At 71.6% G+C, this 20,672-nt stretch carries 26 protein-coding genes; 3 read left to right on the top strand and 23 right to left on the bottom strand.

Going from position 1 to position 20,672, the window contains the following annotated elements:
• Positions 1–56 precede the first annotated feature (56 nt).
• The 8 genes from ACH4RG_RS35150 to ACH4RG_RS35115 all read right to left on the bottom strand — a co-directional run bounded on the left by ACH4RG_RS35150 (position 57) and on the right by ACH4RG_RS35115 (position 4,641).
• A complete protein-coding gene (locus ACH4RG_RS35150; RefSeq protein ID WP_392169170.1) occupies positions 57–833 on the bottom strand; it encodes a hypothetical protein in 777 nt (258 codons plus the stop codon).
• A 96-nt stretch (positions 834–929) separates the two neighbouring features.
• Positions 930–1,097 carry a pRL2-8 gene (locus ACH4RG_RS35145; protein ID WP_398540825.1) on the bottom strand — a complete coding sequence of 56 codons (168 nt, stop codon included), beginning with the start codon at positions 1,095–1,097 and terminating at the stop codon, positions 930–932.
• A gap of 1 nt (position 1,098) precedes the next feature.
• The gene (locus ACH4RG_RS35140) at positions 1,099–1,677 is read right to left on the bottom strand and encodes a hypothetical protein (RefSeq protein ID WP_398540824.1); all 579 of its coding nucleotides are present in this window, start codon (positions 1,675–1,677) and stop codon (positions 1,099–1,101) included.
• 123 nt (positions 1,678–1,800) lie between these two features.
• On the bottom strand, positions 1,801–2,085 hold the full coding sequence (locus ACH4RG_RS35135) for a hypothetical protein (RefSeq protein ID WP_398540823.1): 285 nt from the start codon (positions 2,083–2,085) through the stop codon (positions 1,801–1,803).
• 2 nt (positions 2,086–2,087) lie between these two features.
• A complete protein-coding gene (locus tag ACH4RG_RS35130) occupies positions 2,088–2,636 on the bottom strand; it encodes a hypothetical protein (protein WP_398540822.1) in 549 nt (182 codons plus the stop codon).
• Positions 2,637–2,658: 22 nt separating this feature from the next.
• Positions 2,659–3,120, bottom strand: coding sequence for an RRQRL motif-containing zinc-binding protein (locus tag ACH4RG_RS35125; RefSeq protein WP_366819942.1), 462 nt, complete (start codon positions 3,118–3,120; stop codon positions 2,659–2,661).
• 251 nt (positions 3,121–3,371) lie between these two features.
• Positions 3,372–3,785: an NUDIX domain-containing protein gene (locus ACH4RG_RS35120; RefSeq protein ID WP_398540821.1), complete on the bottom strand. Its 414-nt coding sequence runs from the start codon at positions 3,783–3,785 to the stop codon at positions 3,372–3,374.
• Positions 3,786–3,882: 97 nt separating this feature from the next.
• A complete protein-coding gene (locus tag ACH4RG_RS35115) occupies positions 3,883–4,641 on the bottom strand; it encodes a hypothetical protein (protein ID WP_398540820.1) in 759 nt (252 codons plus the stop codon).
• Positions 4,642–4,738: 97 nt separating this feature from the next.
• Between ACH4RG_RS35115 and ACH4RG_RS35110 the strand changes: the two genes are divergently transcribed.
• On the top strand, positions 4,739–4,957 hold the full coding sequence (locus tag ACH4RG_RS35110) for a hypothetical protein (protein ID WP_398540819.1): 219 nt from the start codon (positions 4,739–4,741) through the stop codon (positions 4,955–4,957).
• Between the two features lie 80 nt (positions 4,958–5,037).
• Here the strand turns inward: ACH4RG_RS35110 and ACH4RG_RS35105 are convergent, their stop codons facing one another.
• The 15 genes from ACH4RG_RS35105 to ACH4RG_RS35035 form a co-directional block, all read right to left on the bottom strand.
• Positions 5,038–5,532 (bottom strand): hypothetical protein, encoded by a 495-nt coding sequence (locus tag ACH4RG_RS35105; RefSeq protein WP_398540818.1) that lies wholly within the window; start codon positions 5,530–5,532, stop codon positions 5,038–5,040.
• An 85-nt stretch (positions 5,533–5,617) separates the two neighbouring features.
• Positions 5,618–5,806, bottom strand: coding sequence for a hypothetical protein (locus ACH4RG_RS35100; RefSeq protein ID WP_398540817.1), 189 nt, complete (start codon positions 5,804–5,806; stop codon positions 5,618–5,620).
• A gap of 41 nt (positions 5,807–5,847) precedes the next feature.
• A complete protein-coding gene (locus ACH4RG_RS35095; RefSeq protein ID WP_398540816.1) occupies positions 5,848–8,163 on the bottom strand; it encodes a hypothetical protein in 2,316 nt (771 codons plus the stop codon).
• A gap of 85 nt (positions 8,164–8,248) precedes the next feature.
• The gene (locus ACH4RG_RS35090) at positions 8,249–8,701 is read right to left on the bottom strand and encodes a conjugal transfer protein TraB (RefSeq protein ID WP_398540815.1); all 453 of its coding nucleotides are present in this window, start codon (positions 8,699–8,701) and stop codon (positions 8,249–8,251) included.
• Between the two features lie 19 nt (positions 8,702–8,720).
• The gene (locus ACH4RG_RS35085; protein ID WP_398540814.1) at positions 8,721–11,483 is read right to left on the bottom strand and encodes a hypothetical protein; all 2,763 of its coding nucleotides are present in this window, start codon (positions 11,481–11,483) and stop codon (positions 8,721–8,723) included.
• Positions 11,484–11,606: 123 nt separating this feature from the next.
• Positions 11,607–11,810 (bottom strand): hypothetical protein, encoded by a 204-nt coding sequence (locus ACH4RG_RS35080; RefSeq protein ID WP_366846515.1) that lies wholly within the window; start codon positions 11,808–11,810, stop codon positions 11,607–11,609.
• Positions 11,807–12,358, bottom strand: coding sequence for a hypothetical protein (locus ACH4RG_RS35075; protein ID WP_398540813.1), 552 nt, complete (start codon positions 12,356–12,358; stop codon positions 11,807–11,809). The genes ACH4RG_RS35080 and ACH4RG_RS35075 overlap by 4 nt, the downstream gene beginning before the upstream one ends.
• A gap of 135 nt (positions 12,359–12,493) precedes the next feature.
• The gene (locus ACH4RG_RS35070) at positions 12,494–14,365 is read right to left on the bottom strand and encodes a DUF2637 domain-containing protein (RefSeq protein ID WP_398540812.1); all 1,872 of its coding nucleotides are present in this window, start codon (positions 14,363–14,365) and stop codon (positions 12,494–12,496) included.
• A 392-nt stretch (positions 14,366–14,757) separates the two neighbouring features.
• Positions 14,758–15,084 (bottom strand): hypothetical protein, encoded by a 327-nt coding sequence (locus tag ACH4RG_RS35065; RefSeq protein WP_398540811.1) that lies wholly within the window; start codon positions 15,082–15,084, stop codon positions 14,758–14,760.
• Positions 15,085–15,209: 125 nt separating this feature from the next.
• Positions 15,210–15,464 (bottom strand): hypothetical protein, encoded by a 255-nt coding sequence (locus ACH4RG_RS35060; RefSeq protein ID WP_398540810.1) that lies wholly within the window; start codon positions 15,462–15,464, stop codon positions 15,210–15,212.
• Positions 15,461–15,646: a hypothetical protein gene (locus tag ACH4RG_RS35055; protein WP_398540809.1), complete on the bottom strand. Its 186-nt coding sequence runs from the start codon at positions 15,644–15,646 to the stop codon at positions 15,461–15,463. The genes ACH4RG_RS35060 and ACH4RG_RS35055 overlap by 4 nt, the downstream gene beginning before the upstream one ends.
• Positions 15,643–15,963 (bottom strand): WhiB family transcriptional regulator, encoded by a 321-nt coding sequence (locus tag ACH4RG_RS35050; protein WP_398540808.1) that lies wholly within the window; start codon positions 15,961–15,963, stop codon positions 15,643–15,645. The genes ACH4RG_RS35055 and ACH4RG_RS35050 overlap by 4 nt, the downstream gene beginning before the upstream one ends.
• On the bottom strand, positions 15,963–16,196 hold the full coding sequence (locus ACH4RG_RS35045; protein ID WP_398540807.1) for a hypothetical protein: 234 nt from the start codon (positions 16,194–16,196) through the stop codon (positions 15,963–15,965). Before ACH4RG_RS35045 ends, ACH4RG_RS35050 begins: the two co-directional genes overlap by 1 nt.
• 2 nt (positions 16,197–16,198) lie before the next feature.
• On the bottom strand, positions 16,199–16,627 hold the full coding sequence (locus tag ACH4RG_RS35040; RefSeq protein WP_398540806.1) for a hypothetical protein: 429 nt from the start codon (positions 16,625–16,627) through the stop codon (positions 16,199–16,201).
• Positions 16,628–16,799: 172 nt separating this feature from the next.
• Entirely contained in the window at positions 16,800–17,522 is a 723-nt protein-coding gene (locus ACH4RG_RS35035) for a hypothetical protein (protein ID WP_398540805.1), read from the bottom strand.
• A gap of 417 nt (positions 17,523–17,939) precedes the next feature.
• Between ACH4RG_RS35035 and ACH4RG_RS35030 the strand changes: the two genes are divergently transcribed.
• Together ACH4RG_RS35030 and ACH4RG_RS35025 are read left to right on the top strand one after the other, a co-directional pair.
• The gene (locus tag ACH4RG_RS35030; protein WP_398540804.1) at positions 17,940–18,680 is read left to right on the top strand and encodes a GntR family transcriptional regulator; all 741 of its coding nucleotides are present in this window, start codon (positions 17,940–17,942) and stop codon (positions 18,678–18,680) included.
• Between the two features lie 269 nt (positions 18,681–18,949).
• Complete coding sequence (locus tag ACH4RG_RS35025) at positions 18,950–20,155, top strand: XRE family transcriptional regulator (RefSeq protein WP_398540803.1); 1,206 nt, start codon at positions 18,950–18,952, stop codon at positions 20,153–20,155.
• Positions 20,156–20,672: the final 517 nt, after the last annotated feature.

Raw genomic sequence — 20,672 nt, 5'->3', positions numbered from 1 at the left:
GGTGGGGAGGCCGGCGGCCTCGGCATGAAACCGTGGCCGCCGGGCTGTCGCGTGGGTCAGGCGGCGACGGCCGACGCGGCATCGAGGCGGACACCGCGCAGCGCGTCGAGGACGTACGGGCTGAGCCGGGCCTGGTGCTGGGCGGCGACGGTGAGCTCGGCGGCGCGGGAGCGTGCGTAGTGGACCGCGTCCTGACTGAAGTCGGCGGCGGCGAGGATCCGTTCGACGGTGTCGGTGGCCAGCTGCTCGGCCCAGCGCTGGGCGGCGGACTCGCGGCTGGCGTAGGCGGTCATGTCGGCCGCGGCCTGCGCCCACTCCCCGCGGCCGATGTCCCGGGTCCCGCACAGGCGCCAGTTCCGGCGCCGCTCCTCCATGCCCTCGGGGTCGGCGTCCCAGTCGGCGGCCCACCGGACGGCCCGCTCGGGGATCTGCTCGTGGATGACGTCCAGGACCTCCCGGCCGCCGGCACCGAGCGCGGGCCACGGGTCGGTCTCCTCCAGCACGCGGATCTGGTGGGCGACCATCCGGTAGGGGTAGTGCTGGTGGCTCCAGTTCCCGGCGTCGCCGACCGGCTCCACGATCCAAAGCCGGACCGGCCAGATGGCGGGCCAGATGCCGGTGTCCTCCAGCGCTTCGCCCACCCGCTTGACCATGCGGAAGTACGAGAAGGGGCTCTCGTCGAACCACTTGTTGGCGCAGGGGTTGGGGTGGTCGATGACCTGGCCGACGGCGTCGGGGAGGCTGACCGGCGTTCCGGCCTGGCGGGACATTTCGATAATCCCGTCGGCGGGGGTGGTCATGTACCAGGTGACGGGCTTGGGGTTGCGTGCCATGCGGATCTCCTCAGGAGAAGGGGGCGCCGGGCAGCACGGGATCGGGGCGCTGCCCGGCGTGGTGGGGAAGTAGGACGGCGGCGTTGTGCGGCGCCGTCAGCGGACGATCATGTGGTCGGGGTGGCCGTTGATCATGTGGTCCACGCACTGCGGGCAGTCCTCCCGCGGGCCGGGCCCGGCGTGGGCCTCGCGGCTGGCGTACGCGTGGAACCAGCACTGCCGACACTCCCGGCGGGGCGGATTCGTCGCCTTCTCGCTCGCCATCTCAGCGGGCACCGGGGCGCGTGGTGAGCCAGGTGGTGACGGCGGCCGCGCCGATCCCGACAGCACGGTGGAGCGCGGCGTCCAGCTCCATCCATGCGCTGCCCGGCCCGTTCACCTCCCGGGTGAGCGTGCCCTCGTCGTCGAGGCGGACTGCCTGGCAGTGCTCGATGTAGCCGGTCTTCTTGGTCTTCTTCGCCAACCACAGAAGAACAGCACCGCGGTCGATCGCGGCATGGGTCGAGGCGTTGATGGCCGCGCCGGCGAGGAGAGCGGCTGGGGTGACCCGGTAGCCGAACGCCCGAGTGACGCCGATCGTCGCGGCCAGCTGCACGGCGGTGTAGGAGGCGACGTGGCAGGCGACCGCGCGCCTGCCGAGGGTGCTGGTGGTCATGGTCGGCCGGGTGGAGTCCGGCGCGGCGGGGGTGCCGTCGGCGTGGACCAGGTCCTCGCCGTACAGCCGCTTCCGGGACGCGGTCTTGCTGCCCTGGGCCCAGTGGTCGCAGGCGGGATGCAGTTCACCGAAGGTCGCCAGGAGGGTCGCGAAGAGGGCCAGGCGCTCGGTGGTGAGGCGGTGGGGCATGCTGGTGGGTCTCCTGATCTCGGATACGGGTGAAGGGGTGCGGGGCGGCCGGCCTCTTTGCCGATGCTGCGGCCGTCCCCGTGTGCGTCTCCGCCCCGGCCTGTGCGGCCGGGGCGGAGGTGTTCAGAACGGTTCCTCGTCCGGCCAGGCCGGGACGGGCAGGAGCCGGATGCGGAGCTCGCGCCGCTCGGACCAGCAGCCGCACGCCTCCATCTCCGGGAACGGCCCGCCGGTCCACCAGCCGCCCGCGCCCCGGCAGTCGGGGCAGGAGCGGCGGGCAATGGGGGTGAGGTGGATGCGGTGCCGGTCGGCGTACAGCCGCCAGCGGTTGGCTTTGAGGACGGCGGCGGCCGCGAAGACCGTGACGGGCACGGCGGCGGCGACCAGCAGGGCGGTTCGGGCGCGCATGGTCAGGGCCGGCGGAAGGGCTGGACCATGAATCGGATGCCCTGCCCGTCGCTGGTGGGCGCCGTGGTGAGGAAGCCGGGTTCGGCCTGCACGAGGGACTCCAGCAGCGCCTTGATCCAGTGGGTGGGGCGCTGGATGTCGACGCGCAGTGCGTTGAAGTCGGCGAGGTGCACCGGGTGCGGCGCCTTGCCGTAGCGGTGGCGCCACAGCCGGGAGCGGACGAGTTCGACGGCCTCGGGGTCCTCGGGCCGGGCGGGCACACAGCGCGGCATCGCCCGGCAGGTCGTCGCGTGTGCGTTGGCGGCCTTGGCTGCTTCCGTCTCCGACATCCGGTTGTGCGCGGTGGTCTCGTCCGCGCGGTAGGTGCAGCCCAGGCAGGCGGCGGCGTAGTACGCGGTGCCGCGGTCGGCGTCGGCGGTGTAGACGAGGACGGTCGCGCCCTCCAGCGCCCGGTAGCGCTGGGAGACGAGCGTTCCCTCCGGCGTCCAGGTCTCGGGCGCGTCGACGGGAGGGAGGGCGGGGGCGGGGCGGGTGAACAGGCTGTTGAGCATGGCGGTCTCCTTCTGGAGGGGTTCAGGCGGCGAGCCGGTGGGCGACCGGGGCCGTGGAGGTGAAGTAGGTGTCGGGGCTGGGCTCGTAGCCCTTGTCGCAGGGGTCGCAGCGCCCCTGGGTGCGCAGCGGCAGGCAGAAGTAATAGCGGCGCCGGCAGTCCGGGCATGTGGACCTCGCGGCCATGGCCCGGTCCAGCGCTTCTTCCTGCGCGAGCGTCGGCGTGCGCTTCGGCCGGGCGAGTTCCACGCTGTAGAGCCAGGCCCGGGTGGGATGGATGCACGCCTGGCCGGGCCGGTAGGAGCACCCCTTGCAGCGCAGGACCGCGACGGGGCCGTGCCCGCCGGGGCTCAGTCCGCGGTCGCGTAACTGCCTGCGGGTGACCAGGCCCTCGGGGCAGGAGCGCCGGTCGAACTCCTCGAGCATCGCGTCGCTGCGCGGCACCTTCGTGATCTCGCGGCGGCGCTTCTTCCGGGGGCGTGGCATCACCGGTTCCAGGTACCGGGGAGGCGGCGCTGGGGCAGCGGGTAGCGAGGGCCGAGGCGCTGCGGGCGGGGCCGGCCGATCCGGCGGCGCGGGCGGGGGATGAGCACGGGGTGTCCTCCAACGGGTTGATGGCGGGCGGGCAGTGCTGCGCCCCACCGGCGAAGAGCGACGGCGGGGTGTGGCAGGTGGCCGGGCGGCCTGTCCGGTCCTCACCCCCGGGAGCAGGGGTGAGGGCCGGGCGGGCGGCCGGGTCAGCGGGTGGTGGCGGCGAGGATGGCGGCGTGGTCGAACGCCAGGTCCGGGAGTGCGGTGAGGGGCCACCAGCGGGCGTCGGCCGCGTCGTCCAAAGCCGTGGGTGCGGTGAGCTCGGGGCGGGTCGCGGTGTAGGCGACGGTGACGTACCGGCCGCGCGGGTCGCGGCCCGGAGCATCGAACGCGCCGACCTGCCGCAGGGCCTTGGCCGGGACGGTGATGCCGGTCTCTTCCTCCAGCTCGCGCACGGCGGCCTGGAGGGACGCCTCCCCGGCGTCGACGTGACCACCCGGGAGCGCCCAGGATCCGGCGTGGGGGTCCCAGCGGCGCTGGATGAGCAGGACGTGGCCGGCGGCGAGGAGGACGACGTCGGCGGTGTAGCGGATCGTCTCGTCGCGGGTTTCGACGGTCATGGTGTGGGTCCCTTCTCGGTGGTTCAGGCCGGTCGGCCTGTCCGCTCCTCGCCCACTCGGGTGCGGGTGGGCGAGGGCCAGGCGGGGCGACCGGAGGTCAGTCCCGGAAGGGGCAGTTGCTGTGCCGGTCGGCGGCCGGGGCGGGCAGGTGGATGTGCACGTCGGGCCGGGCGGGGGGCGTCGCGGGGTGGGCCGGGCGGCCGACGGTGCGGCGCAGGGTCAGCCCGTGCAGCGCGACGGCGGACAGGAGCGTCCAGGCAAGGACCGCCAGGGCGACGGCGACGGTGCGGCTGGTGTCCGGGGTTGCCGTCCAGACCATGAACACGGTGGCCGCCCCCCACGTGGTCCACATCGCCCGCAGGGCGTTGCTCCGGGTGAAGTAGCCGAGGACCAGGGCGGCGATGCCGGTGGCCAGCCAGAGCGTGTAGACGGTGGAGGCGGCGATCGGGAGGCCGGCGGAGTGCTGGGCGATGTAGGTGCGGACCGGCTGGTCGACGATGGCGAGCACGCTGTCGGAGGTGTCGACGCCGACCTGCACCGTCGGCACCAAGGTGAGCAGCTGGTGCAGGACGTGGAGGACGGCTTCACCGGCGGCAAGGACCGCCAGCAGGACGAAGGACGCTGCGGTCAGCATCAGGACGGCCCGGATCCAGGGCGCCATGTGCCGCAGCCCGTCCTGGGGGACGTTGAGGATGTCCATCCACATCAGGTTCAGGACGCCGTCGTCCTCCCACGCCTTGTCCCACCAGGTGCGCAGCGCCGCGAGTACGGATTCCTTGGGCGGTGTCTTCGGGAAGGGCACGGGGAGGTGGGCGAGCTCCTGGCGCTCGGTGCGGGGGGCGTTGTCGTTCTGCATGGGGCAACTCCTTGTTGGTGATGCGGGGTTCACGGAGCGTGCGAGTGGGCCAAGCTGTGAGCGACGGAATCGACAGAGGGTGAAGGGGGCGGCTGCGATGGGGTGGTTCACCCGGGATGAGCCGGTGGAGATCGTTTTCGACCAGGTCATCGACACGGACGGGACGATCTGGCCCGCGTTCACTGACGACGACGGTGTGCTGTGGCTCGACGTGGAAGAGGACGTCGAGGTGACGGTCGACCGGGCGATCGTGGACGGTCAGATCCGGGACGCTGAGGTCGATGACTACGGCCGGATCTGGATCGACTACGACTGACCGGTGAGGCCGGACGGCCTGTCCCGCACCCGAGGCCCGGCTGGCGGGCGGTGTCGGATGCGAGGCAGGGCGCCCGGAGTTCAGCGGACGTCGTTGCGGGTGCGGGAGAACATCCCCCGCTGGTTGCTGGTGTTGTTGATCTGCGTGTTCTGCACGACCGGGCCCTCGTAGACCGTCTTGGACACCGACTGGCGGGCCTTGCTGACCGCGCCGCCGATGGCGGTGGCGACCATGGCGAGGCCCGCGAACGGCAGGGTGACCATGAGGACGCCGTAGAGCGTGACGGAGGCCAGGCCCTGGAGTACGAGCCAGGCCCCACAGCCGATTCCGGTGATGCCCGCGCCGACGCCGATGGAGGCGACCGCGATCCCGGCCGCCCAGGCCGGGACGATCCGCTTGTCGTCCTGATGGACGGGCGGGGTGTCGCCGTACGCGGGCGGCGGTGTGGGGTCGCGGAAGGACGTCGGGAAGTGCCGCACGGGCGTCTCGGGCTGGAAGGACTGGGTGATGATCCGCTCGGCTTCGACCCTGGCTTCGGCGTCGGTGAGCGGGCGGGTGATGTGCTCGAAGTCCACGGTGATCTCCGGTTCGAGGGGGGAAGCGGGGCGCCCTCCCCGCCGGGTGGGCGGGGAGGCGCAGAGGGGCGGGGATTGGGGCTGGTCAGAAGCTTCCGATCCAGCCGGTGAGGGAGGAGACGGCGCTGTTGACCGTGGGGGCGATGCCGGTGCCGGCGAGGAAGAAGCCGAACAGCAGGACGGCGGTGCCCTGCATGATCCGCTGGTAGCCGGTGCGCACGAGGATGACGACGATGATGCCGAGCAGGACGACCAGGGAGATCGACAGGGCCACGGTTCGTTTCCTTCGGTGAGTTGGGGTGTCGGGGGTGCGGGTCAGCTGTCGGTGAGCTGCCAGACGCCGCGCTTGCGCGTGGTGGCCAGGCCCTTCGCCTTGAGCTGGGAGCAGGCGTTGCTGACGCTGGAGGGCTGGAAGTCCGGGAGCGCGGCGCGCAGGTCCTTGAGCGGCTTGGGCCCGTCCGCGAGGAGTTCGAGGATCTGGTCCTGGAGGCCGGGCTCCTCGCCGGGGTCGTTGTCGAGGCCGAACGGGATGTCCGCGAACGGCGCCCCGAAGGGGGCAGGCGCGGGGTCTTCGCCGCCATCACCGTCGGCGCCGGTTGCGGGGGCCGGGGTGCTGGCTGCTGGGGTGCTGCCGGGGGCGTCGGAGAAGGCCTGGGCGAGGGTGTCGCAGTCGGCGTACGGGTTGGTGTGCCGCAGGTCGTAGAGGCCGACCTTGGCCTGCGCGGCCTCCGCCTCGCCTCGGGTGAGTCCGTTCGCCGGCTCTTCGCCGTACAGGGCGATCAGGTCGGGGTAGACCCCGTCGACCTTCTGGGCGAAGAAGGTGCGCATGAACTTCGCCCGGCCGTCGAGGAACATGTACGCCATCCCGGCCGTGCTCTCTCCGTCCTCGTCGTCCTGGCCGGAGAACAGCGCTTCGATCTGCCCGTTCTCGTAGATCCGGGCGGGGATGTTCTCCATCTGGAAACCGGCCGGGGCGATGCCGTCCAGGCCCATCTCCTTGGTGGACGAACTTGCGGTGCGCATGAGGAACAGCGCTCCGACCTTGCCCTGCTGGCGGATCGCGTCGTCGTCACCGAGGTCCTTGAGGTGCAGGGACTGCACGGCGAGCCGGATACCGATGCCGACCTTGCGGCCGGTCTTCTGGATGTCGGCGATGAGGTAGGCGGTGGCCTTGCGCATCGCTTCGTCCGGGTGGGACAGCAGCCGGTTGATCTCGTCCAGCGTGATGTTGATGAGCGGCCACGGCTTGCCCAGCGCGAAGTCGCCGCGCCCCATCTCGTTGGAGAGCCGCTCGCGGTACTTCATGACCGCGTGCGCGGCCGTGAGCATCAGGAGGGTTTCGACCGGGCCCTTGGCGAACCAGTCGACGCGGCCTTCGGCCTCGGGGAGGCTCATGCCGCCCTGGACGTCGCCGACCCAGGAGACGATGCCGGAGCGCTTCTCCCCGGCGAGGATCAGGTTCTGCAGGACGGACTTGCCCGCGCCGGTGACGCCGGCGGTGATGCCGCGCAGCGCGCCCTGGCCCGGTTCCCACAGGCGCATCCGGGCGGGCTTGCCGTCGTGGCAGACGCCGATGGTGATGCGCCCCTTGTCGTCCATCGTCAGGTCTTCGACGGTGGCCTTGCGGACCTTCATGAGCGGGTTGGTCTTGTAGACGGAGACGACGCCCTGGCGGATGCCGTCGGTCTCGATGACGAGGCGGGAGGGGTCGTCGATGCCGAAGGCGGAGCAGATCGCCGTGTGCGGCAGGTAGATCGTCTTGCCGGGCGGGGAGGCGACCAGCAGGACGATGCGGTCCTTCTCGGTCCGGTGGTCGATCAGGTCGACGCCGGGGGCGGCCTTGCCCGGGGCGGCGACCGCCGTCTCCCACAGCCCGCGGATGCCTTCGGCTACGGCCTCCCGGTCCTCGGAGGTGGGGCGGGCGACCAGCCGCATCCGGCCAGGCCCCGAGCCCTGCACCGGGCGCATCTTCACCGTGCCGACCGGGAAGTCGAACGCGGCGGCCAGCTGCACCTCAGTGAAGACCGGGACGGCCTTCCCGGCCTGGGCGACGACGACGGCCTCGAAGTCCGGCCGGTCGGCGCGGTACGGGGCGATGGAGACGAGCCGGGTGCCGTCGCCGGTGGCCTGCGCCCACTTCGCGGCGAGGAACTCGGTGTAGGTCAGCTCCCGGGGAGCAAGACCGGTGCCGCCGGTCGGCACCTGGTGCTCGGTGAGCTCCAGGACCAGGCCGGCGCTGCGCGTGAGCGGCGCCATCCAGCCCATCAGACCGGCCCACGCGGCCGGAGCGACGACCTCCCACCAGTTGAAGCCCGGGGTGATCAGGTTCGCCACGTAGGTGCCGGCGGCCGTGAGGAACGGGATCGCGCGCTGCGCCCGGGTGATGGCACCCAGGCCTTGGCCCTGGTCGGTGCTCTTCGTCTTCGCGTACAGCCAGGCCAGGGTGCCCAGTCCGATGCCGCCGGAGGCGAGGTAGGACCAGGCGCTGTCGTCCAGCTGCGGGCCGACGGCCATCCCGGCGGCGGCGAGGGCGTAGGAGGTGCGTTCGGCCAGGACGCGCCGGTAGATGACGTGGCTCGGGACGCGCTTGGTGGTGTCGACGGCCGGTGCCGCCTGGTCGATGGTGCTCAACACAGCCTCCGTTCGGGGGCAGGGCGCAGTACGGGGCCGCGCCCGGTGTGGGTGCGGCCCCGTACTGCGGGGGTGGTGGGTTGGGTTAGTTGCGGCGGCCGGTGCGCCGGTAGAAGCCGGGCTTGGCCTGCTGGACTCCGGAACTATTGGAGGCTTCGTAGCCGGGGCGGTACTCGCTCTCGTGGGCGTTGTTGAAGCCGCGGGCGTCGTTGTCGACGGAGTCGGCGGCGTTCACCATGTCGCCGGAGGCCTCCGCGACGCCGGTGAGGGCGGTGGAGACGTCCTCGATCATCGAGGTGAAGCGGGGCTCGACTTCGGCCTGGCCGCACATCTCCGACAGGCGCAGCGCGGCGGTGGAGTTGGCCTGCATGTGGGAGCGGAGCAGGTGCATGCCCTCCTTGAGAAAGAGGGCGGAGGCGGCGAGCTTCGCGGTGCGGCCCGCGAGGGCGAGGAACCCGAGGCCGCCGCCGCCCGTACCGCCGGTGCTGCTGGCGACGCCGTGGTTCATGCCCGGGATGGCCGGGAGGTTGTCGCTCACGTGCTGATCTCCTCTCAGTTCAGTTCTGGTTGTGGACGCGGGCGGCGGGTACGGCCAGGCCGGTGTCCTCGGTGGCCTGCTGGAGCGGCCGGTAGGCGTCGAACATGGCGTTCTCCGCGCTCTCGGAAAGCTCGGCGGCCGTGAGGGACTTGGTGGCCATCTCGTCGGCCTTGCGGGCCAGCACCTCCATGGACTCCGCGAGCTTCGCCATCGCGGCGCCGGTCAGGCGGCCGATGACGTTGTGCGTGGAGCGCAGGTCGGCGGCGAGGTCCTCCAGCTCGTACCGGATCTGCCTCGCCTTGGCGGAGAGCTTGTTGCAGGTCTCGTGCGCCTTGAACGACTGCGCGGTGAGCTCCTCGAGGACGTCGAGGGAGTCGTCGAGGGTCACCTCCGTCTGGTGCTGGGCGTCCATGTCCGCGATGCCTCCGCTGCCCCACTGGGCCAGCCAGCTGTCGCGGGTGTCGGGGGCAGTGCTCACGCTGTTCTCCTTCGTGCTCGGGTTGTCGGCGGGGCCGGACGCCGCCGGGCTGGGCTCGGGGGCGTCGGCCCGCTCGACCGTGATCGGCCCGGCCTGGGCGGGCACCGCCGTTGCCAGGCCCATCGCCTCGAACGGCGTCAGGCGCTGCTGGCCGGTGCCCGGCACCGTGCCCCCGCCCACCGAGGCCGGAGCCGTACTGGGGCTGGCAGGTGCGGCGGGCGGGCCCGGTGCTACTGCGGCAGAACCGGGTGCTCCCGGCGGCGATGGCGGGGCAGTGGCTGCCCCGGCAGGCGCGGCGGCCGCGGTGGCCGGAGCCGGTGCAGCTGCCAAAGGGCCGGGCGGGGCCGGCGGCGCGGGCGGGGCGGGGACGGTGGTGCCGGTCGCCGGGGCGGGGACCGTGGTGGTGTGCATCCGGGCGCGCTTACGGGCCCGCGCCTTGGCGGTGGACCAGGGCGTGCGGCGGGCCGGTGCCTTCGCGGCCGGACCCGACGGTGCCTTTCCAGCGGGACCGGAGGGCGCCTTCGCGGCGGGGCCGGCGGGCTTGGTCGTCTTGGGGCCGGACTTCTTCTTCGGCTTCCTGACCTTGGCCTTCGTCACGATGGGCGGGCCCATCTTCTTGCGGCGGCGCTTGAGCCGCTTCTCGGCGGCCTCGTGCACGGCCTCACCGAAGGTGGTCCGGCCCCGGGCGGCAGACTTCATCGCCCCCAGGACCTTGCGGCTGTACTCCTTCTTGAAGCGGCGGCAGGCGCGGCAGCGGCAGTCCTGCTTCACCGACGACGCGAACGTGCCGTGCGCGATGCCCGGCGTCAGTACCTGCTTCTTGCCCTTTCGGGACTTCCCGCCCGGCGCCGTGGGCACCGAGGCCGGGCCGGTCCCGCCCTTGCCGGAGCGGGGCTTGCTCTTCTTCCCGCCGCCGCGCTTGCTGCCGGGGGCCGTGGTGGGGCCCGTACCGCTGCCGCCCTTCCCCTTCGGCTTCGTTTTCGGGCCGGTGCCGGGGGTGGTGGTGCCGGGCTTCTTGCGCAGGATCCCGGACGGGCCGGTCGTCCCGCGCGGCGACTTCTTCGTGCCGCTCTTGGGGCCGGCCCCGGTTCCCTTGCCGCTACCGGGCCCCTTCGAGCTGGGCGCTCCGGGCGTGGTCTTCCCACCCGCACCCTTGCCGGAGCCCGTGCCTTTGCCCGGGCCGGTGCCCTTCGTGGTCGGTGTGGTCTTCCCGCCCGTGCCCTTACCGGGGTTGGGGCCCGTCGTCTTGCCGGTTCCCGTCCCGGAGCCCGGTCCGTGCTTCTTCTTCGGACCGCCGGACGAGCCGCCAGCTCCGGCCCCGGTGCTGCCGGGGCCGCGCTTACGGTTCAGGAGAGAGCCGCCGCCGGAGGACCCGGACCCGCCGCCGGGGCTGCGGTTCTTCCCGCCGCCACCGCCGCCGTTGTTCGGGCCTTTGCCAGAGCCGGAACCTCCCGACCCGCCCGAGCCGGAGCCCGAACCGGGGTTGCGGTTCTTCTTGAGGCTGTGGCCGCCGCCCTGCGAGTTCCGCTTGAGCGGGGTAATCCCGGAGCCGCTCTTGGGAGGCGAGTTGGTGCGACCGCCGCCGCCCGAGCCGGAACCCGAACCGCCGCCCGAACCACGTCCACGCCCACCGCCGGAACCGCTGGGTGACTTGGTCGTCGACCCGCCGCGCCCCCGGCCGCCCGAGCCGCTGAGCGACCCGCTGCCGCCCCGCCCGGACCTGCCCGGACCGCCGCCGCCAGACCGCCCTGACGAGCCGCCAGAACCGCTCTGGAGGGCTTTGCGGCCGTACTCGGGCCCGGACGGCACGGGCTTCTTCGGGCCGTCCTTGGAGGCGCCGTCCTTGCCGCTGCTCGCGGTCTTCGCGACCGCCTCACGCTGCTCCCGGCTGGCCCGGCCCGCCGCGATGCTGGAGTGAATCCCGCGCATCGCGGCGAGGGACACCGCGAGGATCGCCGCCAGGGACAGCGACCCCAGGCCCGGAAGCGGTGCCGCCTGCGCACCCTCCGAGCGGAAGGTTGCCGGGACCGCCGCGCCCGCCGGTCCGGGGGCCGCGGAGGCCCCCGGACCGGCGGCGAACGGGGCCCCCTGACCCGGGTCCGGGAGGGCCGCGATAACGCCGATCGGGTCGGTCCGTGTCGCGAGTGCAAACGGCTCCGTCGGGGCCGGGGCGGGGTCTGCGGGGGCCGCGAACGGGACGTCGGCGGGGGCCTGCGCGGGGGGTTCGGCCGGGGGGTCGGCGGGGGCGGTGTAGCCCACGCGGGGGAAGTTGATCACGTTGGTGGGGCCGTCGTCGTCGGCCATGACGTCTCCCTCTCGAAGTTGACAGACGGTCACCGCCTGGGGCACCCTCGCGCGTGCGCATCACGCACGCGCCTTGGGGTGCTCCGGGCGGCGATGACGAAGCGGTGATGAAGAAGAACTTCGTCACCCTGCGTGGTGCTTGTAGAAGTCGTGCAGGTGGTTGGTGAGCGCCCGCCATACGTCCGGCCGGCCTTCCCTCTGCGCCTGCGCGGCGAGCGTCCGGCAGGCGTTCTGCCAGACGGTCGCCCGCTCCTGATCGGTCGTGGCTTCCGCGATCCGCTCGTTCCAGAACTTCGCGCGGTTTTGCGCCTGCCGAGGCGTCGTCACCCCTGCTCTCCTTTCGCGAAGTAGTCGTTGATCGTGCTGGTCGGCCGCTCACCACCGGCCGCCATCGGCCACTGCCCGAAGGGGCTCTCCGGGGCCACGAACTCCGCCGGCCTCGCCTGCGGAACCTGGCCCGCCGTGGGCTGCTCCTGGGGAGTGTTGAGCGCGGTCACCGTCCGGTTCAGCGAGCCCGCGACGGCCGCGCCGACGGCGGCCTGGCGGCCGTTCTTGCGCTCCAGCTTCTTGGCCTCCGCGACCGCCCGGCGCTGCGGGAGCTCCAGGACCTCGTTGACGTAGGTCGCGTACAGGGCCTCGGCCTTGCTCGCGGCCTCGCCGGAGGCCTTCTGCATGGCCTTGAGCTGCCGCGCGACCTTCCAGGCCCGCAGCCTCTTGGACAGCCAGCGGTCACCGTCGATCGGCGTCTGCTCCAGGCGGCGGCGCACGATGTCGGCGATCTGCCCGTACTGCTGGGCGTCACGAACGTGCTGGTCGCGGACGGTCGCGGTGAAATTCCGCAGGCCCTCGTCCGTGAACAGGGCGTTGATATCCATGAGGGGGTTCTCCTTCTGGGGGCGGGGACGATCTGGGAGGCTTTGTCGTGGCGTTACGGCGCCTTCACCGTGTCCCCGAGGCGCTGAGATCGTCTCGGGGGCCGGTGGAACCGTCGAACGGCCTGTTTGTGCAGGTCACTGCTCCGGGACGTAGCCGTCGGACAGCAGCTGGACGGCTTCGGCGCGGTACTCGGAGGCCGTGCCGGCGGAGTTGAGCAGCAGCTCGTGCTGGATGTCGGCGAGCGGCAGCCGTTCGGCGTCGCCGCCGACGGCGAGAATCATCCGGGCGACCTTGCGCAGCCCCCGCTCGCGCGGCTTGAGCCGCGCGATGTCCTCGGCTTCGACCGCGGCCCGCTCGATTTCGGCAGCGGCCTGTCGCGTTTCGGCGGCAGCCTTCGCCGTTTCGGCGGCAGCCTTGCGGGCGGCCTCGATATTGGCGGCGGCGATCTCCTGACGCTCGATCTCTTCCGCCTCCAGGCGCGCCGTTTCGGCAGCGGCCCGACGCGTTTCGGCAGCAGCCGCTTCGATTTCGGCAGCAGCCCGATCGGCTTCGGCAGCAGCCCTGCGGGCTTCGGCAATGGCCTGGGTCTCGATGGCCTGCGCCTCCGTCACGGCGACCCGGTCGGCCTCCGCAGCTTCCTTCCGCTTCTGGGCCGCCCGGTGCTCCAGCTCGGCCGCGTCCAGGTCGGCGGCGGCCGTCGCCTTGCGGGCCAGCGCGATCCGCTCGGTCTCGATCGCACCGGCCTCCGCAGCGGCGACCGCATCCGCCTCGGCCGCTGCCTTGCGCTGCTCAGCGGCCTTGCGCTCCAGGCCGGCCTTCTCCAGGTCGGCGGCGGCCGCGGCCCTGCGCTCCTCGGCCTCATTGCGCTCGGCCTCCGCCTCGCGGGCTCGGGCTTCGGCGACCACCGCGTTCTCCAGGGCCTTCTGCTCCAGCTCGGCGGCCTTCTCCGCCGCGCTGACCTGGGCTCGGGCGTGGGCGCGGGCCTGACCGGTCTGGCCGTCGACCTCGGCCTGGACCAGCTCGACCTTGCCCTTGGCGCGCAGCCGCTCGGCGGCGGACTCCGCCTGGGCGACCTCGCTGCGGGTCTCCGCGTCCAGGCGGCGGCGCTCGGCCTCCTCCGCACGCTCCTGAGCTGCCTGGTCCTGCTGGTCGGGCATGGCCAGGGCCTGGGCGACGGTGTAGCCGTACGGTGCCATCCTCATCGGCAGCAGCTCGTCCTCGGATGCCTGGGAGATGTCACCGTCGTACTTGCGCTTGAGCCACTGCTCGTAGGCGATGAGTTCCTGGTCGCGGCGGGTCATCTCCGGGTAGGAGGTGACGCCCCACAGCCGCATCCGGCGGAAGATCCGGGACGTCGCGACCGGGGCGAGGATCCACCGCAGCCACGGGATCGAGTCGCGTTCGGCCTGGTCAGGCCGGACAACGCGGTCGATCGACGTGCGGCCCAGCTCCACCACCATGATGAAGAGGACCGGGACGACGCCGTGCGCGCCGGCTGCGACGTAGTCCAGGAACTGCCACGCCCGTTCCTTGGGGGCGCCGGACGCGGCGTTGAGGACGACGGTGGCGGCTGTCAGAAGCCACACCGGGTAGCGGATCCAGCTGATGGGGCGCTTGAGCCAGGCCATCAGCAGGTCGACCGCGATCATCACCATGATGCCGACGTCGATGCCGATCGCGAACAGCTGGCCCTTGCCCAGCGAGCCAAAGCGCAGCTCCTCGTGAGCGAACTGGGCGACGTGCTCGAAGGAGAGGTAGAGGCCGATGCCCGCGAGGGCGAGCGCGAACGCGACGATCGCTCCGGCCGTCCACTTCTGGGTGCCGGTCAGCTTCGCTGTGGAGGTGTTCGTTCCGGTTCCGCTTTCCGTCTCCGAAACGAACTCGTCCGTCTCCGAAACAGGATCGGCCGTCCGCGAAACCGGCGCGGGCGCTCCCGAAACGGCAGCCGGTGCAGCCGTCTGGGGGTCGGGCTCGGCCGCGGTTCGCGGCCAGTCGGTGATCGTCATGAGGTCCTCCGAAGGGGGTCGTTCGGGTGTGCGCGAAACGGCGGGGGCCGCTCCCGAAACGCGGTGAGGCGTTCCCGAAACGGCCGGTTGGGCGGGCGGTTGCTTGCGAACCGGACACCGGCTCTACCCCCTCCGCGCACCCGAGCAGGCCGGCAGTCCGGGGGGCGGGCGGGTGTGCCCGCGAAACGGCGCGGGGCGGGCTCGAAACGGGGAGCGGCTCCCGCCGGGCGGGCGCGAAACGGGCGTCAGCTCTCGGGAAGCTGAGCGCCGTGCCGCCGAAGGTCGGCGGTGGTGATGCCGAAGTGACGGTCCGGCTCCCCGTCACCGCGAACCGCCTCGGACCCACAAGGCGTCCGAGGCGGTTCGCGGATCAGGCAACTGGCAGGCCGACGTCACCAGCCGTTGAGAAACGCTTCGTAGGCGGGCCAGCCGAGCCGGGCGGCCTCCGCGTGCTGCCGGGCGTCCTGCGCGCCGCGCCGGTGGATACCAGCGGCGATGGTGTGGCCCTTGGCGGCCAGCTCGTCGGCCAGGCGCTGCTGCCCGGCCGCCGACGCCTGCCACGCTTCGGCCTCGGCCTGCATCTCACGGTGGATGTAGGGCGGCGGGGGCGGCGGGGCGATCTCCCCGATCACCTGGTAGCTGTCCAGGGTGGCGGCGGTCCAGGTGGCGGGGTCACCGTGCTGGTCGCGGAAGGCGTCGGTCGTGAGCGTGAGCGTCATTGCGTACTCCTCGGCGAGGTGGGGTCAGCAGACGGGTGGAGCGGGGTGGGGCTGTCCGGCTCCCCTCGGCCCTGCCCGTACCAGCCGCTGGGCCGGGACGGGCAGGGGAGGCAGCTGGCAGGCCGTCAGGCCGCCCGCCGGCGGGGCGGGCGGAGGCACGCGGCGGCGTGTTCCTGGGCGAACTCCGAGGTCACCAGGAGCGTCCAGGCGTACTCGCCGCAGCCGGTGCAGTCGCTGCTCAGGGAGCCGTCGGAGTCCTGGTAGACGTGCACGTCGGCCCCGGCCCCGGTCGGGATGCTGCCCAAGAGCATCGGGGCGGGCGGGGGCACGTACGCTGCGATGGAGGTGACGGTGGCGGGCCGGATGGAGAGGCAGGTCATGGCGTGCCCTTCTTGGCGCGTAAGCGGGTGAGGTAGTCGTCCTGGAGCCGGACGAGCTCGGCGTAGAGGCGCTGGCCCAGCAGGCAGCGGCGGACCGGCGAGCACGTGGTGCAGGTGGCGTCGTGCCCGCGGACGGCTGCTGCGGCGGCCATGTAGAGGTCGTACAAGCTGCGCTTCGTCACGCTGCGGTCCGCTGCTCCTTGAGACGGAGGCGAGCGGCCCGCCGCTGGATGCGGCGCCGCTCCTCCTCGTCGGTGCCGCCCAGCACACCGTCCTGCTGGCCGGTTTCCAGGGCCCAGTCCAGGCAGGTCTCCATGACCGGGCAGCGGCGGCACACGGCCTTGGCCTCCTCCGCCTGGACGACGGCCGGGCCGGTGGTACCGATCGGGAAGAACAGCTCCGGGTCCTCCTCCCGGCACGCGGCGGCGATCCGCCAGTTGGTGTTGACCGGCAGGTTGGAGGAGGGGGCGTAGACGGCGTTGCCGATGGTGTTCTGCATCAAGGGCTCCGGACGGTGTGCGGCGAACAGCCCGGGACGTTGGCTCCCGGGCTGCTCGCCGTGTTGGCGGGGTGGATGTCCGTCACGCGGTGGCCGGCCTCCCACGCCCTGGCGGCCGTCGTGGAGGCGGCCGCCAGGAGCGCGAGGGTGAGCGGGTGGGCCAGTCCGTGGGCGGTGAGGGCCCGGACCGCGAGGTGCTGCGCGGTCCGGGCGGCGCGTATGAGAGCGGCCACCACTACTTCGGGCGGGACTCGCTGCGCTTGTTGGCGTCGCGGACCTTGTCGCTCAGGTCCTTGCGCTCCTGGTCGTTCAGCGCGGTGACGCCGGGCGGGCAGTCGTGCCCGCCGCAGTTCCACCGCTCGCAGAGCGGGCACTGCCCCATCACCGGCCGGTGCAGGATCAGCACCGGCTGCCGGACGTAGCCGGGGGCCATCTCCTGGAGCGTGCGCCGCGCCCGGCGGCCGGCCACGGCGGCACGGTCGTCGCCGTCGGCCACCAGCTGCTGCACGAGCTGGCGGAAGGCGCGTTCGGTCTCGTCCCGCTCGTAACCGCGGCCGTCGTCGCCGCTCCGGTCGTCCAGGTCACCGATCTCGTCCGCCACACCCGCACGGGGAGTCAGAGCGGTCCGCAGGCCGTTCGTCCGGGTGGAGATCGTTCGTGTCATGCTGTGCATCAGGTCCTCCAGTTCAGGTCCTGGACAGTCCGAGGGCTGCTATCCCTTGGGCTATCGCGATCACTCCCCATTTGGGGAGTCGACTGCTACGAGCAGCCGAGGCCCCGGCCGAACCCGTGATGGGGTCGGCCGGGGCCTCGGTCGTTCGTCGTCAGGAACGCGGTCAGAACGGGATGCGCGTCCAGGCCGGGAAGCGCTCGGCGCACCGTCCGCAGTGAGACCGGCGAGTGATCCGGCACCATCCGGCAGCGACCGCGCTGGTCAGGCTGGACTCGGCGGCACCGCAGCGCTCGCACGTGAGCGGGCCCGCTTCCGGCTGCTCGGCAGCCTGGCGGGGGACCAGGTGGTCCAGGGGGACCTCGGGGCCTTCGGCGGGGTGCGCGCCCTGCGGAACTGCGACACGCCGCTGGTCGGCCTGCCGCACACGGTAAAGGGCGGCGGCCCACTCGGCACGGCGTCCGACCGCTCCACGCACGCTGCGCCCGCGCAGGGTCCGGTCGGTCTGCGGGCTGAACGCCTTGGGCAGCACCGCGGTGGCCTGGCGGCTGGAGGCTTCCGTGCCAGCGTCGGTCAGGGCGTGGCGCCACTCGGGGATCGTCATGTCGAACTCGACCCGGCGGTTGCTGCTCCGGCAGTGGAGAGCGGCGGCGACGTGGGCCTTGCCGGTGTGGTGCGGGACCAGCTTCTGAACCTTGCTCTGCATGCCGGTGATCGGCACCCAGGTCTCGCAGTCCTCGCAGACCAGAACGGCCTTGAGCGGGTCGCGGAGGTCGATGTGCGAGGGCAGGAGCTGGGAGAGCTTGATGGCGGGGAGGGCGCCGACCCGCTTCGTGCGGGTCCGGCGGGGGCGTTCCTTGGCGGTGGGCACCGCGGCGGTGATGGACATGCGGAATCTCCTCATGTGCGAAGGGGAAGGGCTGCGCCGCGGTGCTCTCTCCGCCCATCAGGTCGCGCGGGTGACCCCGGCGTCCTGGCGGACGGACAGCGCATAGCGCTGCGACGTGCAGTAGAGAGTCGAGAACCCGGGGGATTTGTTGGTGCCATCAACCCCGGCCCCCTCTTGCGAGGCGGACGACTTCCTACGGTCTTGCGATGGGGCGGTGGTGCGGTGGTGCTAGCGGAGCCGGGCAGAAACCACGTGAAGGCAGTACCTCCAGCGGTTCTGCAGCGCCGTGGCATCAATGTAGACCACTAGCGCACTCCAGCGCTAGTGGTAGCGCTGGAAGTTTGCGTGGCGTAGTCTCTGACGTATAGAGCTGCACCAATGGAGGTGTGGCGCGCGAACCAGAGAGAGGAGACCGGTATGCCCAGTACAGTCGGATATGCAGAGATCGCCGCGAACTATCGCAAGCAGATCCAGGACGGGGCGCTTGAGCCAGGCGCCACCATGCCGTCGCTGCGGCAGGTCTGTGAGCGCTATGGCGTGGCGCAGACGACCGCGAACAGGGCCTACCGAGTCCTCAAGATGGAAGGCTTGACCATGGCCAAGCCGGGTGTGGGGACGGTGGTGGTCGGGCCGGCCAGCAACAACATCGGCACCCGTGTCCGGCTCTACGAGGAGACGGGAAAGGCCCTGGACGGTGGCGAGAGCTCTCGGGTTTTCGAAGTAGGCACTGTCGGAGCAGATGAATTGGTTGCACCGCGCCTTGACGTCACGCCTGGCACGCCTGTCCATGTCCGTCGTCGTGTGGTCAGCCGCAACGGTGTCCCTGTACACCTGAGTAGCTCCTACTACCCCGCCTTTGTGGTCGCTGCAGCGCCCGAGTTGGCTGAGCCTGTTTCGACCGGGGGCTCTCGTGAGCTGGCGGCGGCACGTCTTGGCGTTGCTCAGGATCGCGTTCTGGAGGAAGTGACGTCGCGTCTTGCCACCAGCTCGGAAAAGGAGCACCTGGGCCTGACGGCTGGGGATGTGGTCGTAAGCCAAATCGTCCGGACGGTAACGCTGGCCGACGATCGTGTTGTTGAAGTAGCGGTCAAGGTCACCGGCGGAGCGACCATCCTCCGATGGAGCACATCCCTGGCAACCAACGCGCTCAAGAAATGACACGGGACCCCCCTCGAGACAAGGTGCTTGGACAGCACACACTGCGTCCGGAAGGCAGCTACCAAAAGTGACGACTGGGGGTGACATATCGAATGTCACCCCCACTTGTCACCTCCGCGCGTTCAAGGGGCCGTGCCAAGCTCGGCCGCAGAAGGGCCAGCCCTCCCGTTCCGCAGGCGTCGAGCCGGTGGGACGGGAGGCTGCGCCGCCGCACCGTACGGGGAAGGGGATCGGCGATGACTGACCAACGGCCTGAGTGGGCTCGCCGCATGGTGGAGGAACGCGCTGCGCGTGACTGGTCGCAGGTCCAGGCGGTGCAGAGGCTGATGGCTCGGCTTCCGGAGGACCAGGTCGTATCTGAGCAGGACTTGGTGCGGCAATGGAAGCGCTGGGAGGCCGGCGACGCGCAGCCCGTGAAGTACAGGTCGGCCATCGCTCAGACCTTCGGCACGACGACCGGTGCCTTTTTCCCCGAGAAGTCTCGTCGGGACGGCCGCACTGAAATCTTGCAGGTCAGCGGCATGGACACCGTGGACATCATCGCCCGGCTGCGCGCGTCCGACGTGGACGTGGCGACTCTGGACGCGCTGCGGATCACGGCGGACCGGCTGTGCTGCGAGTACGCGTACATGCCCGCCGACCAGCTGCTCCTGGAGGGCAAGGCATGGCTGGCCAGGGTCGTCGGTCTCCAGCATCAGCGGGTCAGCCTCGCTCAGCACCGCGAGATCATCGCGCTCGCCGGGAAGCTCAGCCTCCTGGTGGGCTGTGTCGAGTACGACTCGGGCCGGCCTCGCGACGCGGAGGCGACCCGGCAGGCCGCGCTGATGCTCGGCCAGGAGGCCGGGGAGCTGAGCGTGCAGGGCTGGGCGCACGAGATGCGGGCCTGGTTCGCGCTGACGCGGGGCGACTACCGCGGTGTCATCGCGGCTGCGGAGGCCGGCATCGCCGTGGCGCCCACCGAGAGTGTCGCCGCGCAGTTGTACGCGCAGATGGCAAAGGCATGGGCCAGGTTGGGCGACCGGTCGCAGACCGAAGTCGCGCTCGACAAAGGTCGTCAGATCCTCGAACTCCAGCCCTATCCCGAGAGCATCGAAAATCACTTCGTGGTGGACCCCGCGAAATACGACTTCTACCGCATGGACGCGATGCGCCAGCTGAACGGCGATCTCCGGCTCGCCGGTCAGCTGGCCAATGAGGTCATCCGGTCCGGCACGGATTTCGACGGGACGGAGCGGTCGCCCATGCGCATCGCGGAAGCCCGCGTGACGCTCGGCGTGGTCGCCGCTCGCGAAGGCGACCTGGACACGGCGCTCGCGTACGGGGAGCGGGCCCTGGCGGGGGAGCGAAAGTCGCTGCCGTCGCTCGCGATGGTGGCCAGCGACCTGGGCCGCGCTCTGCAGACGCACTACGGATCCTCTCCCGACGCGCAGGAGTTCGTCGCTCATCTTCGCGAGTTGCGAGGTGGTGGCCAGTGAAGTTCCCGTACGGCAGGCAATTCGCGTCGGACTTCCCGTCAGCCGGGAGCGGCATTCGTGGTGCTGAGGAATTTGTGCGAATGCGTCCGGCAGTTCTGTCGGGTAGTGCGGTTAGGCTGTGCGCAGACATGATCCATAACGTCGAGAACCCCAGGGACCGGGGCAGGTCACCTGGGGCTTCTCAAGCGAGGCTGAGCCTCGTTGGGCGACTCACCTGGAAAGGAGGTGATCGCGGGATGAAGAGTACCCGCCCACGCGGAACTACACGCGCAGCAAGGCCGGTTCACTCCGGCGACCACACCTTCGGGTGCGCCGTTTTCGGGCAGGCCGACTCCACCTTCGGTATCGAGGGGGTCGGGATGACCTAGGTCATCGGCCGCGCGCGCCAGTGAGGTGGACTGGAATCCACTTCGGCCTCGCGCGGCCCATCGCGCCGACCAGCAGGTCGGCTGCCTGGTCTCCGGTTCGTACCCGGCTCCAGGCTCCAGCTCACTGAGCTGGGTCTCTCATCACAACA

Source organism: Streptomyces sp. NPDC021019 (assembly GCF_044333295.1).
Classification (GTDB): domain Bacteria; phylum Actinomycetota; class Actinomycetes; order Streptomycetales; family Streptomycetaceae; genus Streptomyces.
This window is presented reverse-complemented; position numbering and strand designations above follow the sequence as displayed.

Coding starts and splice junctions, on each gene's coding strand:
- ACH4RG_RS35150 (WP_392169170.1), bottom strand. CDS start 833: ATGGCACGCAACCCCAAGCCCGTCACCTGGTACATGACCACCCCCGCC.
- ACH4RG_RS35145 (WP_398540825.1), bottom strand. CDS start 1,097: ATGGCGAGCGAGAAGGCGACGAATCCGCCCCGCCGGGAGTGTCGGCAG.
- ACH4RG_RS35140 (WP_398540824.1), bottom strand. CDS start 1,677: ATGCCCCACCGCCTCACCACCGAGCGCCTGGCCCTCTTCGCGACCCTC.
- ACH4RG_RS35135 (WP_398540823.1), bottom strand. CDS start 2,085: ATGCGCGCCCGAACCGCCCTGCTGGTCGCCGCCGCCGTGCCCGTCACG.
- ACH4RG_RS35130 (WP_398540822.1), bottom strand. CDS start 2,636: ATGCTCAACAGCCTGTTCACCCGCCCCGCCCCCGCCCTCCCTCCCGTC.
- ACH4RG_RS35125 (WP_366819942.1), bottom strand. CDS start 3,120: ATGCCACGCCCCCGGAAGAAGCGCCGCCGCGAGATCACGAAGGTGCCG.
- ACH4RG_RS35120 (WP_398540821.1), bottom strand. CDS start 3,785: ATGACCGTCGAAACCCGCGACGAGACGATCCGCTACACCGCCGACGTC.
- ACH4RG_RS35115 (WP_398540820.1), bottom strand. CDS start 4,641: ATGCAGAACGACAACGCCCCCCGCACCGAGCGCCAGGAGCTCGCCCAC.
- ACH4RG_RS35110 (WP_398540819.1), top strand. CDS start 4,739: ATGGGGTGGTTCACCCGGGATGAGCCGGTGGAGATCGTTTTCGACCAG.
- ACH4RG_RS35085 (WP_398540814.1), bottom strand. CDS start 11,483: ATGGCCGACGACGACGGCCCCACCAACGTGATCAACTTCCCCCGCGTG.
- ACH4RG_RS35075 (WP_398540813.1), bottom strand. CDS start 12,358: ATGGATATCAACGCCCTGTTCACGGACGAGGGCCTGCGGAATTTCACC.
- ACH4RG_RS35070 (WP_398540812.1), bottom strand. CDS start 14,365: ATGACGATCACCGACTGGCCGCGAACCGCGGCCGAGCCCGACCCCCAG.
- ACH4RG_RS35065 (WP_398540811.1), bottom strand. CDS start 15,084: ATGACGCTCACGCTCACGACCGACGCCTTCCGCGACCAGCACGGTGAC.
- ACH4RG_RS35060 (WP_398540810.1), bottom strand. CDS start 15,464: ATGACCTGCCTCTCCATCCGGCCCGCCACCGTCACCTCCATCGCAGCG.
- ACH4RG_RS35050 (WP_398540808.1), bottom strand. CDS start 15,963: ATGCAGAACACCATCGGCAACGCCGTCTACGCCCCCTCCTCCAACCTG.
- ACH4RG_RS35040 (WP_398540806.1), bottom strand. CDS start 16,627: ATGACACGAACGATCTCCACCCGGACGAACGGCCTGCGGACCGCTCTG.
- ACH4RG_RS35035 (WP_398540805.1), bottom strand. CDS start 17,522: ATGTCCATCACCGCCGCGGTGCCCACCGCCAAGGAACGCCCCCGCCGG.
- ACH4RG_RS35030 (WP_398540804.1), top strand. CDS start 17,940: ATGCCCAGTACAGTCGGATATGCAGAGATCGCCGCGAACTATCGCAAG.
- ACH4RG_RS35025 (WP_398540803.1), top strand. CDS start 18,950: ATGGTGGAGGAACGCGCTGCGCGTGACTGGTCGCAGGTCCAGGCGGTG.